Origin of the sequence: Variovorax fucosicus (genome assembly GCF_030316825.1) — a bacterium.
Taxonomy (GTDB): domain Bacteria; phylum Pseudomonadota; class Gammaproteobacteria; order Burkholderiales; family Burkholderiaceae_C; genus Variovorax; species Variovorax fucosicus.
Map to the genome: position 1 here is coordinate 1,446,561 of NZ_JASZYU010000001.1, position 13,713 is coordinate 1,460,273.

Genomic DNA, 13,713 nt, shown 5'->3' on the forward strand with positions numbered 1-13,713 from the left:
CTACTTCGCCGTGCCGATCGGCTTGACCGGCAACGGCGTGCTGTAGGGCTCGATGCGCACCGCGTCGTTCTTGAAGATCGCGACCTGGCGCAGCGGCGCCTGCACCAGCTCGCCGCTCGGCTCCTTGTGCGAGGCGTACTGCCAGACCGTGAGCTGGCCCTTGTCGGCCAGCATCGCCGCGAGCCGACCGACTTCGGGGCCGCTGCCGGCGCCGAGCTGCGCGGCATCGAGCCCGACCACGATCTCGTCCCGCGTGGAGACGAACTTGAACAGCTTGACGCCGGCCGGCGCCTGTGCCGACGCGGCCAGCGCCCAGGCACAGGCCGAGGTCAGAACCAGGGAAGAAACGGCGCGACGGAAGGTGGGGTGCATGGGGACGGTGTCCTGTGTTCTGGAAAACCGTCGAGCGTAGCCACACCGGGCCCGGCTGCGAACCTGCCGGAAGCCATACGCCTTGCGTCGCTCAGGCGATCAGGCGATCAGGTCGGAAGGCACCTTGCCGCCGTTGGCCGCAAGCTTGGTCATGACCTGGCGATGCAGCCAGATGTTCATCTTGGCGCTGTCGCTGGTGTCGACGCCGTAGCTCAGCTCTTGCGCGAGTTGCTTGCGCGAATCGAGACTGCTGTCCAGGCCGAGCAGCTTCATCAGGTCGACGATCGACGTGCGCCAGTTGAGGTTCTTCGCACCGGGCATGCCGTCGAGCAGCGCTTCCACGTCGACCAGGGTGATGGGCGAAGGCGGCGGCGCGGGGGCCGGTGCCGCACCCGGGGCCGGAGCGACCGTCGCGGCCTCGACCTCGGCTGCGTGGGCAGAGGGGAAGATCTTGGAAAGGATGCTGCCGAAAATGCTCATGTCATTGCTCCCGGGTGATGTGAAGGGTGGGTTGCTGCGCGCGATGTGCGACGCAGCGGAGGTTCTATCACGCGACTGCGCGCGCAAATGTGACGAGGCGTCGTGCGTCCGTGCGGAAGTGGTCGATCGACCGGCTCTTACACACGCTTACAGCGCGCGCTTTTTCAGGCGGCGGCCGCCCCCGTGCCACACCCGTGGCAGAACCGGGAGAACGCGCTCTTGCGTGTGTCGCAGGTACGGCAATGATCGAACAGGCCAATGCCGCAGTGCGGGCAGAAATCGATGGCGGTGTTCTTCAGGTCGACCGGTCGCTCGCAGCCCGGACAGACGCTCTTGGCCAGTCGCGCCAGCGCCGTGTCATAGCTCAACTCCTCGCGCCGCACCTGATCGGGTTGTGCTTCGGCCAGTTTCTGGCGTGCGAGATAGCGGTTGAGCGCGACGATGGCATAGCGCCCCACCAGCACCGTGACCACGATGCCCACGATGTAGCGCACATAGCCGCCGTAGCTCGGCAGGTAGGGCACCAGTTCCACGAAGAACGCGAACAGCGCAAAGAAGATGAAGCCCCAGACGAACGGCCAGTACGTGCCCTTGCGCTTCTTCACGAACAGCCAACCGGCGATGGCGAGCAGCGGCAGCGTGAGCGCGAGCCGGTAGCCGAACACGCGCAGTTCGACGCGGCGATAGTCCGCATCCATCAGTTTCTGCGCGTCCCGCTCGAGCACGCCGAGCTTCTGTTGCTCGCGCTCCTGCGCCTGGCGGGCATCGAGCGCGATTTGCCGTTGCGCATCGACCTTCTGCTGCTCGGCGTCTACCCGGGCCTTGAGTCCGTCGAGCGCCTTGGTGCGGGCGATCAGTTCCACATCCTGGTCCGGCTGCTGCGTGGCGCGACGCGTGGCGACCCAGTTGGCAAAGGTCTCGCGGGCGTTCTCGCTGGCCTGCGACGCGGCCTGCAGCTTCAGCTCGGCCTGCGCCAGGTCGCGCTGCGCCTGCTGGCCGGCGCGGCCCGCCTCCTTGACGGCCGCGCGCAGCGGTTCGGCGGCCGCCTTGTCGATGAAGTCGTCCAACGTGCGCTGATGCTCGACCTGCGGCAGGTCGCCCACCACGGTGCCGCCGAGCCCGATCAGGAAGCTCGCAAACACCAGCGCCACGACCCACAGGCCCCGGCGGAACCACTTCTCCGACAAACGCAACGACTTGCTCATGAACTCTTCTCTCTCGGTTGATTCGGCTCAGATTTTCAGACGCACCGGCGCGGCGCCCAGGCCGGCCCGCGGCAACCACGCAAACACCGAGTCCACGGTCACCGTCTCGATGCGGTCGGAGAAGCGCTTCTCGTTCGGGTGGTCGTCGAAAGCCACGTTGGCTGCGCTGATGCGGCCGCCCAGCCGCGTCAGCGCACCCAGCTTCAGCGTGCCCGGTTCGTAGCCCTTGAACTGCAGCCAGGCCTGCGCCTGGCCGCGGGTGCGGATCGTGTCCGGCTCCATCGCGCCGGCCAGCGTCTCGATTGCCCACTGGTTCGACTGTTGGTACTTCTGGCCCCAGGCATAGCTCACCAGGTTGTAAGGCGCGCTGTGAAGCCGCAAAACGGCGGCGGGCGGCGCCTGCAGCGCCGTCAACAGCTGTGCCTGCACGGCCGGCGTCGGCACCACCCATGCCGCTTCATAGCGCCAAAGGTCGTCGAGGAAGAACTCGCCAAGACCCTGGCGGTAGACCGCCGCGACGGCGGTGCCGCAGTGGTTGAGCTTGTGCACCACGCGCCACGGGCCGGCGTCGGTCTTGTAGGCCAGGCCGAGGTGCGAGTACTGCAAACCGTATTTCTCGAGGTTCTGGCCGGCACGCGCCAGCACCACCACGCGCGCACCGCTGGCATCGAGCGCGGTCGAGGTGCGCTCGGCCAGTTGCATGCCCTTCATGATGAGTGCCGGCGTGGGTTTGGCCGCCTCGCAGGAACGGCCGGCATGGGCGTTGATCGGGAACACGAACACGCCCGCAAGCACCACTGCAGCCACCACCAGCGCGGCCCGGGCAACGGTGCGGAACACCCGCTGCCAGAGCGGCACTTGCTGGGCGTCTTCCTTGTCGTACGGGCCGAAGTTGGTCGTTGCGGCGTCGGCCCGGGCCGCCCGCAGCGCGTTCAGCACGTCCTCGGGCGGCAGCGAGCTCAGCGACGAATTGCGGAAGTTCATCCCAGCCTCTCGTTGTGCAGCAGGGCGCGGCCCAGAGCGTTGGGCAGGAAGGCCAGCACTTCGCCGGCGACCGACAGCAGCACGCCGCTGCCGATCACGCTGACCAGCACCGTGGTGCCCACCGCCAGCGAAGCGCCCTGCGCGACGCGCCCCGAAACCTTGACGCTGGCGCGCGCACCGTCCGAGGCACGCTCGAGCAGGTAGACGGCGCCATCGGCCGAAGCCTCGACCGCCACCACGGTGAGCACCGCACCGCCGACCGACAGCGCCGCCGGCAGCGCGACCACGGCACTGGCTGCGCTACCGGCCACGGAAGCGGCACCGACCACCGACGCCACCGGCAGCATCGAGAGTGCAGCCGAGGCTTCGCTCTGGGCCTGGGCCTGCAGCGGAGCGCTCACGCCCGCCACTGCGGCGCAGGCTGCGATCAGGACGGTTGCGAACGACTTTTTCATGAGGATTCCGGAACGGTTTTGCATGTGGGCCTCGCGGCGTGTTGAAGGTGTGCGAATGATGTGGCTCACCCATTCCAAAAGCCTCTTAATACTGCACCGGTGGCGACGCGATGCCCTCAAGGTATCGAATTTCGATACCAATATGCGCCAAACATCACCCGGGTCGCCGTAGCAGATCTTCGCGCGTATAGGCCCGCTCCACGCCGGCCAGTCGTATTGCCATCAGTTCCAGCGCGCTCTGGGTCGGTGCCGGTGTGCCGGGCTTCAGCAAGGTCAGCGGAACCAGCAGGCTCAGCCCCACCAGCAGCCCCGGGATGCGCGAATGCGGGCGCCCGCGCTGCAACACCAGAAAGCTGGCGCTGACCGCCACGCCGAGCAGGTAGCCGGCCGCCACTTCCGACCCCGAGTGCGCAAACAACGCCAGGCGTGACACGCCGATGGCCGCGGCCAGGGCCCAACCGATCAGCACGGCTGCGACCCTTACGCGATGGCTCTGGCGGCTGGCGATCAGCCACAGCGCCACCGGCCAGACGCTCGCGGAGATCGCAGTGTGGCCGCTGAAGCCGGTGAAATTGAAGCGCGCGCTACCGATGCCCCAGCCCATGAAGGCCAGCTTGGAAATCAGGATCACCGTGCTGCCGCAGCCGAACGCGAGCACCCACAGCGCCGCTGTCGGCCAGGTACGCCGCGACAGCGCAAGCCACACCGTGATCGATACCGCCGCCGGCAGCAGCAGGCCACTGTCGCCGAACCAGGTCAAGGCGTGCCAGAACGACTCCGGAACCGATGCGATGACCTGCCACAGAGCGTGGCGCAAAGACGCCATCAGCTCACGAGCAGCGCATGCACGCGTTGTCGCAACGCGTCGGGCTGCACTTCGGCCGGCGGCACCACACCCCCCACATGCAGGCCAACGCTGCTGAAGAAGCCGCGGCGAAACGGCTTGGCCATCGCGATGTTCTTGTCGCCGCGCCTTTCGATGCGGCTGAAGTACGAGCCCCAGAGGTTGCTCAGCGCCATCGGGATCACCGGGGCCTCGATGCCCTGGCTGCGCGCACTGTCGACGATCTTCATGACACCGCCCTTGAACGGCTGCAATTCGCCGTCGCGCGTCAGGGCGCCCTCGGGAAAGATCGCGAGCAGATCGCCTTCGCGCAGCACCTGCACAGCCTGCGCAAAGGCGGCTTCATAGGCCGCGGGGTTTTCTTTCTGCGGCGCGATCGGAATCGCCTTGGCCAGCTTGAACAGCCAGCCCAGCACCGGCACCCGGAAGATCTGATGGTCCATGATGAAACGGATCGGCCGCGGGCTCGCCGCCATCAGCAGCACCGCGTCGATGAAGCTCACGTGGTTGCAGACCAGGATGGCCGCGCCCTCGGCCGGAATGTGCTGTTCGCCGCGCACCTTGAAGCGGTAGATGAAGTGCGACAGCACCCACGACACGAAACGCAGCAGGTATTCCGGCACCAGCATGAAGATATAGAACGCCACCACCGCATTGGCGATCCCGGTGAACAGGAAGATCTGCGGAATGGTGAAGCCGGCGCCGAGCAGCGCACCGGCGATGACCGAGCTGCCGATCATGAAGAGGGCATTGAGGATGTTGTTGGCAGCGATGATCCGCGCGCGGTGCGTGGGCTGGCTGCGCAGCTGGATGAGTGCATACATCGGCACGCTGTAGAGCCCTGCGAACAGCGACAGCAGCCCGAGATCGGCCATCACGCGCCAGTGCGCAGGCTGCCGCACAAAAGCACCGAGCCCCATCTCGGCCACCGGTGGCAAGGCGCGCGAGGCAAAGTAGAGATCGATGGCAAACACGCTCATGCCGATCGCGCCCAGCGGCACCAGACCGATCTCGACCTGGCGGCGCGACAGCGTTTCGCAGAGCAGCGAACCGATGCCGATGCCGACCGAGAACACCACCAGCAGCAGCGAAGCGACCTGCTCGTTGCCGTGCAGCACCTCCTTGGCGAAGCTCGGGAACTGGCTCAGGAACACCGCACCGAAGAACCACATCCACGAGATGCCAAGCAGCGAGCGAAACACCACGATGTTGCCGTGCGCCAGCTTCAGGTTGCGCCAGGTCTCGCTGAAGGGGTTCCAGTTGATGACCAGGCCCGGATCGGTCGCCGGTGCGGGCGGGATGGCCTGCGCGACGCCGCGGCCGACCAGTGCGAGCAGCACGCATGCCACCGCCACCGTGGTGTGTCCGATGCCCGGCAGCGCGACCAGCAGCCCGCCCGCCACCTGGCCCAGCAGGATCGCGACGAAGGTGCCCATCTCGACCATGCCGTTGCCGCCCGTGAGCTCGCGTGCATCGAGCACCTGCGGCAGGTAGGCGAACTTGACCGGCCCGAACAGCGTGGAATGCAGCCCCATGAGAAACACGCAGCCCAGCAGCACCGCGGCATCGGCCCGGACGAAGCCCCACGCCGCGAGCAGCATGATCGCGATCTCGAGGTTCTTGACGAAGCGGATCATCTTCGTCTTGTCGAACTTGTCGGTGAGCTGGCCCGCCGTCGCCGAGAACAGCAGGAAGGGCAGGATGAACAGCGCGCCGATCGCCAGCCCCGCCATGGCCGGCGGCATCCAGCTCAACTGGAGCTGGTAGGTCACCATCACGGTGAAGGCGAACTTGAACAGGTTGTCGTTGGCCGCGCCGGCAAACTGCGTCCAGAAGAACGGCGCAAAACGCCGCTGGCCGAGCAGCGCAAACTGGTTGGCATGCGCTTCGGTGGCGGGGGCAGCGGCAGTTGTTGTTGTCATGAATCGTTGTGCCTCGTGGTGCCTCGACTTGGCCGGGACGGCGTTGACAGCGCAGCCTTCACGCCGTAGCGGTCGCTGCGCCCGAATTGTGCCGCAGCAGCGTGTGGCGTTCTGCCGTGCGCAGCGTCAGCAGCACCGGGAGCGCTGCCAGGGCAGCGGTCAGGTGCTTGAGGCTGTGGCCCGACACCAGATGCGCGGTGGCTTCGTAGATCGCACCGTCGGCCATCTCGAACAGCTTGGCCGCCGCGTAGAAGAAGATCACCCAGCCGAGCCGCAGGCCCCATGCGCCGGCCACCGGGCGCAGCAACGCCAGCCCGAGCACCAGCAGCATGCCGCCGAACTGCACCACCGCCCAGGGCATCACATTGCGCGTCTCATGGTAGACCGCCACCGCCAGCAGGCCGGCGGCCAGCGTGAACCAGGCGGCTGGCCAGCCGGCCCGGTGGCTGATCCGCTCGCATACGGCCATGCCGATCAGACCGGAAAACGCCACCGCCATGCCGGCCCGATCCGCGGCGAGCCGCAGTGCATCGGGCTGCAGGTGATAGAAGACCGACCCGGCGGCGGTAAGGATCAGGCCGGCGAAGAACAACCAGGCGCAGTCGAGCGCGTCGACCGGCGGCTCGACCAGCGCATGGGGCCGCGTCGGCATCGCAGCCTGCGCCCGCTCGTGCGCGTGGTCGAGCCAGTGCAGCCGGATCAGGCCCCACAGCCCGATCGCGAAGAACGGCAGGTTGCTCAATACATCCATCGCGTTCGGCAGACCGCGCCACTCGCGGCTGTCGGCCAGCAGGGTGCCGCCGCCAGCCCGCGCCGGCAGCTCCGGGCCGAACAGCGCGAGCAGCGTGAACAACACAAGCACGCCGAGCAGGCCGGCCTCGCGCGGTTGCAGGCTGGCGAACAGGCGGCGCACGGAGAAGAAATTCATGGCGGGGCTCCGGTAGGTGGGTGTGCGGCGGAATGTAGGTTGTCAACCTCGCCCGGGGCATCGAAAATCGATACGGAGCATTTTTTCACGACTTGCAGTATCAAATAAAGGTACCCAATCCATCATGAGCACCACCGTCGACCTCGTCCTCGCCCTCAAGAACGAACTCAAGAGCGCCCGCATGACCTACGCCGACCTGGCGCGCTCGCTCGACATGGCCGAGTCCAGCGTCAAGCGCATGCTGGCCAAGGGCGACATGCCGCTGTCGCGGGTCGATGCCATCTGCCGCGCGCTCAAGCTCGACTTTGCCGAACTCGCGCGGCGGGTGGCCGATGCCCAGCCACTGCTGAAGGAACTGACGCACGAGCAGGAGAAAGCCGTGGTCAAGGACAAGAAGCTGCTGCTGGTGGCCATCAATGTGCTGAGCCAGTGGACGCTGGAGCAAATCACGAGCACCTACCGTATCACCGAGGCTGAATGCATCGTCTGTTTTGCGCAACTCGACCGGATCGGCATCATCGAGCTGCGGCCGATGAACCGCTACCGCCTCAAGCTGGCCAAGACCTTCCGCTGGCGGCCGCACGGTCCCTTCATGGAGTTCTTTCGCGACAACGTGGTGCTCGACTACTACCGCGGCGGCTTCGACGGCCCGGCCGAGGCGCTGATGCTGGTGCACGGCACCATCAGCCGGGCGCTGGCGCCGTCGTTCCGCGAACGGCTGCAGCGCGTTGCGCAGGACTTCGCGCAACAGCACCAGACCGACCAGAAGATCGCCGAGAAAGACCGCGAGGGCTACACGCTGGTGTTGGGCATGCGCAACTGGGAGTTCGAGGGCTTCACGCGCCTGCGCCGCTAATAGCGGCTAGACTCACACCTCTGCAGGAGAGCGGGCCGGCAAGCGGCCCCACCGAAGGCGCAAACTCCCATGAACGCTCAGGTAAACCGGTCGATCCCGGTTGCGTACTGCACACATTGAAACGCCGTCTGGAGAGCCATCACAACCTGTGATGCACCGAAGGAGCAAGGCCACTGCGGGCGCAGCGGCTGAATCTCTCAGGTACCAAGGACAGGGGGAGCGGCCACCTTCTACTGAAGAGGCTCTTCCATGCGTGTGATCGTTCTCGGCGCCGGCTTGCTCGGCGTCACCTCGGCTTATTACCTCCAGCAACTCGGCCACGAAGTGACCGTGATCGACCGGCAGGCCACGCCGGCCGCCGAAACCAGCTTTGCCAACGGCGGGCAAATCTCCGTCAGCCATGCCGAACCCTGGGCCAACCCGAGCGCGCCGCTCAAGGTGCTGCAATGGCTGGGCAAGGAAGACGCGCCGCTGCTGTTCCGCATCCGCGCCGACATGCGCCAGTGGCTCTGGGGCCTGCAGTTCCTGCGCGAATGCACGCCGGCCCGCACCCGGCACAACATCGCGCAGATCGTGCGCCTGGGCACCTACAGCCGCGACATGCTGCAGGCGCTGCGCCGCGAGGCCGGCATCGCGTACCACGAGCGCACCGAAGGCATCCTGCACTTCTACACGACGCAAAAGGAGTTCGACGGCGCGCTCAAGCCGGCCGAACAGATGCGTGCCCTCGGCTGCGAGCGCCATGTGATCTCGGCCGACGAGGCGGTGAAGATCGAGCCCGCGCTGGCCCACATCCGCCCGCAACTGGCCGGCGCCACCTACACGGCCGAAGACGAGTCGGGCGACGCCAACCGCTTCGCGCGCGAATTGGTCAAGCTCTGCGAGGCGGCCGGCGTCAGGTTCCTGATGAGCCACACGGTCACTGCGATCCGCGAGGCCGGCGGCAAGATCGAGCACGTCGAGGCGACCGACAGCGAAGGCCGCTTCCAGCGCATCGTGGGCGACGCCTATGTGCTGGCGATGGGCTCGCTCAGCCCGATCTACGCCGCGCCGCTCGGCATCCGCCTGCCGATCTACCCGGCCAAGGGCTACTCGGTGACGATGCCGGTCAAGGACGCCTCGAAGGCGCACCAGGTTTCGCTGACCGACGACGAGTTCAAGCTCGTGTTCTCACGCTACACCGCCGCCGACGGCGACCGCCTGCGCATCGCTGGAACGGCCGAACTCAATGGCTACGACCGCGACCTGAACCGCGTGCGCTGCGAAGCGATCGTGCGCCGCGTCGAGCAGCTGTTCCCGGGTGCGGGCGATGCCTCGCAGGCCCAGTTCTGGACCGGTCTGCGCCCCGCCACGCCGAGCAACGTGCCGCTGATCGGCAAGACGAAGCTGCCCAACTTCTTCCTGAACACCGGCCACGGCACGCTGGGCTGGACGCACTCGTGCGGCTCCGGCAAATCGATCGCGCGCATCGTGAGCGGGCTCGCGCCCGAGGTGGACTTCGCGTTCACGAACGGCTGAGGCCGCCGCGGCGCTGGCGCGCGCAAATCCGCGTTTCGCGCGCGCCTCCTGCATTTCGTCGCATTGCGCTGGCTGGCGAAGCCGGCACGCGCGATCTTCGGGGCTCCAACTTTTGAGGAGTCCCGTCGATGTATTCATTCCAGACCCTGTGCGCCGCTGCCCTGCTGGCGCCGCTGGCGGCCAGCGCCGCCGATCTGCGCGTGGCCGTGGCCGACGGCCCGGCCGTGCCGGCCACGCTGTACGTGGCGCTCTACGACAGTGCCGACGCCTATGCCGGCGGCAAATCGGTGGCCTCGCAAACACTGCCGGTGCGCGCGGGCAATGCGCAGCTCGCCTTTCTCGGCCTGCCTGCGGGTCGCTACGTGCTGAGACTGTTTGCCGACGAAAACGGCAACGGCAAGCTCGACGCCAACCTGCTCGGCCTGCCGATCGAGCGCTACGGCTTCTCGAATGACGCCAAGGGCAAGATGGGGCCGCCGACCTTCGACGCGGCCTCATTTCCGCTCGAGGCCGACACCACGACCACCGTGCACCTGCGCTGAGGCCATCATGGATCGACGCAAGCTCCTGCGCCTGCTGGCCACCGCCGGCGCTGCCCCGCTGCTGGCCCCCCTGGCGCACGCCGCCGGCCCCGAAAACTGGCAGACCGAGTTCAATGCAGCCGGCGCGCCCTGGAAGCTCGGCTTCGCCACACCGCCGGGCGACCTGCCGCTCACGCCCGCCACGGTGCGCGGCCGCTTTCCCGATGCGCTGCGCGGCTCGCTCTACCGCATCGGCCCGGCCGGCCACGACCTTGGCGGCGAGCGCTACCACCACTGGTTCGACGGCGACGGCATGACGCAGCGCTTCTTGATCGAAGGCAGCGAGGTGCGGCACCAGGGCCGCTACGTCGCGACCGCCAAACGCACCAGCGAACTGCGCGCGGGCCATCGGCTCACCGAAGGCTTCGGCACCATCATTGCCGGGGTCGAGCCGCCGGAGTCGCCCGACAGCATCAACGTCGCCAACACCAGCCTGCTCCCGCTGTCGGGCGAACTGCTGGCATTGTGGGAGGGCGGCTCGGCCACGCGGCTGGATCCGCGCACGCTCGACACACTGGGCCTGAAGACCTGGCGTGCCGACCTGGCAGGCCTGCCGTTTTCGGCCCACCCGAAGGTCGACCCCGATGGCACGGTGTGGAACTTCGGCGTCGGCGCCAGCCAAGGCTTGCTGGTGCTCTACGAACTCGCACCCGACGGTGCGCTGCGCCGGGCCGACGCCGTGCCGGTGCCCGACCTGCCGATGGTCCATGATTTTGCGGTGACCGATCGGCACCTCGTGTTCCTGATGCCACCGCTGGTGTACGACGCACAGCGCAAGCAGGCCGGCGCGAGCTTTCTCGATGCCCATGTGTGGCGGCCCGAACTCGGCATGCGTGTGCTGGTGGTCGACAAGAAGGACTGGAAAAAGCGCCAGACACTGGCGCTGCCGGCCGGCTTCCTGTTCCACCTGGGCAATGCCTGGTCGGAAGAGGCGGCAGACGGCACGGTGATCCACGTCGACTACGTGCGCTCGAACACCGCGGCCAGCGTGTTCACGAGCAACCGCGAAGTGATGCGCGCACGCCGCGTGCGCTGCGCCGAGCCGCACCTGACCGTCGCCACCCTGAATCTGGGCAGCGGCCGGGCCACGCAGACCACCCTGCCGCTCGAAGCCGAGTTTCCCCGCATCGATCCGCGCCGTGTCGGGCTGCGCCATCGCCGGGTGGTGCATGCGACACAGGTGGCGCAAGACCGCCCGGGCTTTGCCGCGATCGCCGTCACCGACGTCGAATCCGGCAGCTCACAGTGCTTTGTCTACGGACAGCAGGCGATGGTGGAAGAACACGTGCTCGTGCCCGACGGCGCCGGTGCGGGCTGGGTGCTCGGCACCGTGCTGGACTTCGCACAGAAGAAGACCGTGCTCTCGTGCTTTGCGGCCGACCGCCTCGGCGACGGGCCGGTGGCCCAGGCGACGCTGCCCTATTCGCTGCCGCTGGGCCTGCACGGGGTTTTCGTGCCGGCCTGAGAAAGCTCAGTCGGCGGCGGTGAACACGGTGAGCACGCCGGTGTAGCCATACAGGTGGTGCCGCGCGATTTCGCCGGCGGCGAAGAAGCCGACCAGCGGCACGTCGCCGAGCGCATGGCGCACGATCTGCAACTCGGCGCCCGGCGCGCCGAAGTGCGGACCGCCGCGGCCCGAGCAGCTCACGTACACCGCCCCGGCGACGCGGCGCGCCGGGTGCGGCGCGCGCTCGGCCTCGCCGGCTGCGATGGCGGTCGCGGTTTCGAGCGTCTGCTCTTCGGGCTCCAGCTCTTCGCGGATCTCGGCGCAGATGCGCATGAGGTCGGCGCGCGCGGCCTGTGCGCTGCGCCGGCAGAAGCTCATGCGCATGCCGGCCTCGGCCTGGTCGGCGATGGCGATGCCGCGCCGTGTGGGGTCGAGCCCGATGATGTGGCGCACCAGCACGTCGGCGCCGAGGTCGCCGGTGCGGCGCACGCCGTCATTGCCGGCATCGACCAGACCGATCAGCGTGGCGCGCACGGCGTCGATGGCTTCCTGCGGTTCGTCGAGCGACACATTGAGTTCGGCCAGCAGCACGTCGAGCGCAGGTTCGCCGTCGAGCGTGAGCAGCACGTTGCCGTCGGCCTCGGTGATCTCGCGTTCGCGCCCTGCCCCGCCCGCCAACGGCTGGCAGCCCTGCGTGACGCGCGACACCAGCCGCACGCCCTCGCCGAACACCACGCCCGACAGGCCCCCGCTGAACACGCCGCCGGCCGCGCCGTGGCCCTTGATGTTGCCGTTGCCGCCGATCGCGAACTGCAGCGCACCGGCGCGGCCGGACGCGAGCCCTCCGAACAGGTAGCCGGTGTCGGTGCGCACCGCCAGGTCGCCGAGGAGTTCGGGCAGGTCGTGCGTTTCGGCGTCGGCATGCACCAGCGCCGTGTGCGCCTCGAAGCCGGCCATCTCGGCGCTGCTCAAGGGCGCCACGCCCGAGAACACGCGGTACTGGTCGCTCGGCAGCTCGCACAGCATCAGACTCAGTGCCGGCTCGTCGAAGTACTCGGCGTTGTTGGCCGAGACGCCGATGCCGACGGTGCCGGCCCAGTCGGTGACCTCGGGCAGCTCGGCGCCGAGGTGATCGAGGATCTCTTGCGCATCGGCACCGTAGTGGTCGGTGATGTAGAGCAGGCCCAGCGTGGGCGACTGCGCGTATTCGGGCAGCGCCATCTGCGCACGCAACTGCGCCAGCACCAGGCCGGCAGCCATTCGCCACTGGGGGTGGGTCGCGTGACCGGAGGGAAATAGCTTCATGTCAGTGTCCGATCCTGAAGCCGCGACCGGCGCGGCTCAGCGTCTTTTGGGTGCGGCGCGCTTGGCCGCAGGTTTGGAGGGCGTCTTCTTCTTCGCGGCCACAGGCTTCTTGCCGCTGGCCACGGAGACGGATTGTTTGACCGCATCGGAAGCCTGGTCGACCGCCGATTGCAGCATGGACGGCACCTTGAGGCTGGCGGCATCGCGCATGGCGCCGCTGGCGATCTGCTCGAACTGCTGCGTCAACGCACCCCACCACTGGAGCGGGTCGACCACGCCGGCCGTGGGCGCGGCGGCAGCGGCCTTGCCCTTGGGCTTGGCATCGGGCTCGGGCGCCGATTCCGGTGCGGGTTCAGTGGGCGCGGGCGCGGGCGGCGGCGGTGCCATCGCGGGAGCAGCAGCCACCGGCGCCGGTGCCGCCGCACGGGGTGAGGCCTGCGATGCCACGGTGGCGGCGCGCGTGAACGAGTTGGCCAGGTCTTCCATGCGCACGTTCATGCCCTTCAGGGTCGAGAGCGTCATCTTCTGCACTTCGAGTGCCTGGATCGTGGCCTTGAGCGCGTTGAGGTTCTGGTCGAGCCAGAACTGCACGGTCTTCAACTCCTGGATGCGCTTGTCGACTTCTTCCACGCTCAGCGTCGGTGCCACCCAGCTCGCCAGGCCCGACAGCCCGGGCACGGCGTTGGCGGCGCCGGCGGCACCCCCGGTGGTGAGGTTCTTCAGGAAATCGAAGCCGGGCACGAAGTTGGCAAAGTTGAAAGGTTTGGCCGCGTCGGTCATGGGTTTGTCTCCTGCAGGGGTGTTGTTTCGTGGCAG

Annotated in this window: 14 protein-coding genes and 2 riboswitches; of the genes, 4 read left to right on the plus strand and 10 right to left on the minus strand. The window is 67.8% G+C overall.

The features are described 5' to 3' along the window. The 8 genes from QTI05_RS06765 to QTI05_RS06800 form a co-directional block, all read right to left on the minus strand. Positions 1 to 372: a hypothetical protein gene (locus QTI05_RS06765; protein ID WP_286541221.1), complete on the minus strand. Its 372-nt coding sequence runs from the start codon at positions 370 to 372 to the stop codon at positions 1 to 3. A 99-nt stretch (positions 373 to 471) separates the two neighbouring features. Then, positions 472 to 852 (minus strand): DUF3597 domain-containing protein, encoded by a 381-nt coding sequence (locus QTI05_RS06770; RefSeq protein WP_286541220.1) that lies wholly within the window; start codon positions 850 to 852, stop codon positions 472 to 474. Positions 853 to 1,016: 164 nt separating this feature from the next. After that, on the minus strand, positions 1,017 to 2,057 hold the full coding sequence (locus QTI05_RS06775) for a zinc ribbon domain-containing protein (protein WP_286623539.1): 1,041 nt from the start codon (positions 2,055 to 2,057) through the stop codon (positions 1,017 to 1,019). 27 nt (positions 2,058 to 2,084) lie between these two features. Beyond that, the gene (locus tag QTI05_RS06780) at positions 2,085 to 3,041 is read right to left on the minus strand and encodes a DUF2145 domain-containing protein (protein WP_353505944.1); all 957 of its coding nucleotides are present in this window, start codon (positions 3,039 to 3,041) and stop codon (positions 2,085 to 2,087) included. After that, the gene (locus QTI05_RS06785; protein ID WP_286623542.1) at positions 3,038 to 3,496 is read right to left on the minus strand and encodes a hypothetical protein; all 459 of its coding nucleotides are present in this window, start codon (positions 3,494 to 3,496) and stop codon (positions 3,038 to 3,040) included. Before QTI05_RS06785 ends, QTI05_RS06780 begins: the two co-directional genes overlap by 4 nt. A 154-nt stretch (positions 3,497 to 3,650) precedes the next feature. After that, a complete protein-coding gene (locus QTI05_RS06790; RefSeq protein WP_286541215.1) occupies positions 3,651 to 4,322 on the minus strand; it encodes a phosphatase PAP2 family protein in 672 nt (223 codons plus the stop codon). Further along, positions 4,322 to 6,262 (minus strand): MFS transporter, encoded by a 1,941-nt coding sequence (locus QTI05_RS06795; RefSeq protein WP_286623546.1) that lies wholly within the window; start codon positions 6,260 to 6,262, stop codon positions 4,322 to 4,324. Before QTI05_RS06795 ends, QTI05_RS06790 begins: the two co-directional genes overlap by 1 nt. Positions 6,263 to 6,320: 58 nt before the next feature. Further along, on the minus strand, positions 6,321 to 7,190 hold the full coding sequence (locus tag QTI05_RS06800) for a hypothetical protein (RefSeq protein WP_286541209.1): 870 nt from the start codon (positions 7,188 to 7,190) through the stop codon (positions 6,321 to 6,323). A gap of 124 nt (positions 7,191 to 7,314) precedes the next feature. Between QTI05_RS06800 and QTI05_RS06805 the strand changes: the two genes are divergently transcribed. From QTI05_RS06805 to QTI05_RS06820, 4 genes are all read left to right on the plus strand, one after another. Further along, positions 7,315 to 8,046: a helix-turn-helix domain-containing protein gene (locus QTI05_RS06805; protein ID WP_286541208.1), complete on the plus strand. Its 732-nt coding sequence runs from the start codon at positions 7,315 to 7,317 to the stop codon at positions 8,044 to 8,046. 13 nt (positions 8,047 to 8,059) lie between these two features. Then, positions 8,060 to 8,146: riboswitch (glycine riboswitch) on the plus strand. A gap of 18 nt (positions 8,147 to 8,164) precedes the next feature. Continuing rightward, positions 8,165 to 8,270, plus strand: a riboswitch (glycine riboswitch). Positions 8,271 to 8,295: 25 nt separating this feature from the next. Beyond that, positions 8,296 to 9,564 (plus strand): D-amino acid dehydrogenase, encoded by a 1,269-nt coding sequence (locus QTI05_RS06810; RefSeq protein WP_286623547.1) that lies wholly within the window; start codon positions 8,296 to 8,298, stop codon positions 9,562 to 9,564. A gap of 128 nt (positions 9,565 to 9,692) precedes the next feature. Further along, positions 9,693 to 10,106 (plus strand): DUF2141 domain-containing protein, encoded by a 414-nt coding sequence (locus QTI05_RS06815; protein WP_286623550.1) that lies wholly within the window; start codon positions 9,693 to 9,695, stop codon positions 10,104 to 10,106. Positions 10,107 to 10,113: 7 nt separating this feature from the next. Continuing rightward, positions 10,114 to 11,610, plus strand: a complete 1,497-nt coding sequence (locus QTI05_RS06820; RefSeq protein WP_286623553.1) for a carotenoid oxygenase family protein — start codon at positions 10,114 to 10,116, stop codon at positions 11,608 to 11,610. Positions 11,611 to 11,616: 6 nt separating this feature from the next. Here the strand turns inward: QTI05_RS06820 and QTI05_RS06825 are convergent, their stop codons facing one another. Both QTI05_RS06825 and QTI05_RS06830 read right to left on the minus strand, forming a co-directional pair. Beyond that, positions 11,617 to 12,897, minus strand: coding sequence for an FIST signal transduction protein (locus tag QTI05_RS06825; protein ID WP_286623555.1), 1,281 nt, complete (start codon positions 12,895 to 12,897; stop codon positions 11,617 to 11,619). Between the two features lie 36 nt (positions 12,898 to 12,933). Continuing rightward, the gene (locus QTI05_RS06830; RefSeq protein WP_286623556.1) at positions 12,934 to 13,677 is read right to left on the minus strand and encodes a PhaM family polyhydroxyalkanoate granule multifunctional regulatory protein; all 744 of its coding nucleotides are present in this window, start codon (positions 13,675 to 13,677) and stop codon (positions 12,934 to 12,936) included. Positions 13,678 to 13,713: the final 36 nt, after the last annotated feature.

What these genes read in the sequence shown, in the direction of transcription:
- QTI05_RS06765 (WP_286541221.1), bottom strand. Translation starts at nt 372, where the DNA reads ATGCACCCCACCTTCCGTCGCGCCGTTTCTTCCCTGGTTCTGACCTCG.
- QTI05_RS06770 (WP_286541220.1), bottom strand. Translation starts at nt 852, where the DNA reads ATGAGCATTTTCGGCAGCATCCTTTCCAAGATCTTCCCCTCTGCCCAC.
- QTI05_RS06775 (WP_286623539.1), bottom strand. Translation starts at nt 2,057, where the DNA reads ATGAGCAAGTCGTTGCGTTTGTCGGAGAAGTGGTTCCGCCGGGGCCTG.
- QTI05_RS06780 (WP_353505944.1), bottom strand. Translation starts at nt 3,041, where the DNA reads ATGAACTTCCGCAATTCGTCGCTGAGCTCGCTGCCGCCCGAGGACGTG.
- QTI05_RS06785 (WP_286623542.1), bottom strand. Translation starts at nt 3,496, where the DNA reads ATGAAAAAGTCGTTCGCAACCGTCCTGATCGCAGCCTGCGCCGCAGTG.
- QTI05_RS06790 (WP_286541215.1), bottom strand. Translation starts at nt 4,322, where the DNA reads ATGGCGTCTTTGCGCCACGCTCTGTGGCAGGTCATCGCATCGGTTCCG.
- QTI05_RS06795 (WP_286623546.1), bottom strand. Translation starts at nt 6,262, where the DNA reads ATGACAACAACAACTGCCGCTGCCCCCGCCACCGAAGCGCATGCCAAC.
- QTI05_RS06800 (WP_286541209.1), bottom strand. Translation starts at nt 7,190, where the DNA reads ATGAATTTCTTCTCCGTGCGCCGCCTGTTCGCCAGCCTGCAACCGCGC.
- QTI05_RS06805 (WP_286541208.1), top strand. Translation starts at nt 7,315, where the DNA reads ATGAGCACCACCGTCGACCTCGTCCTCGCCCTCAAGAACGAACTCAAG.
- QTI05_RS06810 (WP_286623547.1), top strand. Translation starts at nt 8,296, where the DNA reads ATGCGTGTGATCGTTCTCGGCGCCGGCTTGCTCGGCGTCACCTCGGCT.
- QTI05_RS06815 (WP_286623550.1), top strand. Translation starts at nt 9,693, where the DNA reads ATGTATTCATTCCAGACCCTGTGCGCCGCTGCCCTGCTGGCGCCGCTG.
- QTI05_RS06820 (WP_286623553.1), top strand. Translation starts at nt 10,114, where the DNA reads ATGGATCGACGCAAGCTCCTGCGCCTGCTGGCCACCGCCGGCGCTGCC.
- QTI05_RS06825 (WP_286623555.1), bottom strand. Translation starts at nt 12,897, where the DNA reads ATGAAGCTATTTCCCTCCGGTCACGCGACCCACCCCCAGTGGCGAATG.
- QTI05_RS06830 (WP_286623556.1), bottom strand. Translation starts at nt 13,677, where the DNA reads ATGACCGACGCGGCCAAACCTTTCAACTTTGCCAACTTCGTGCCCGGC.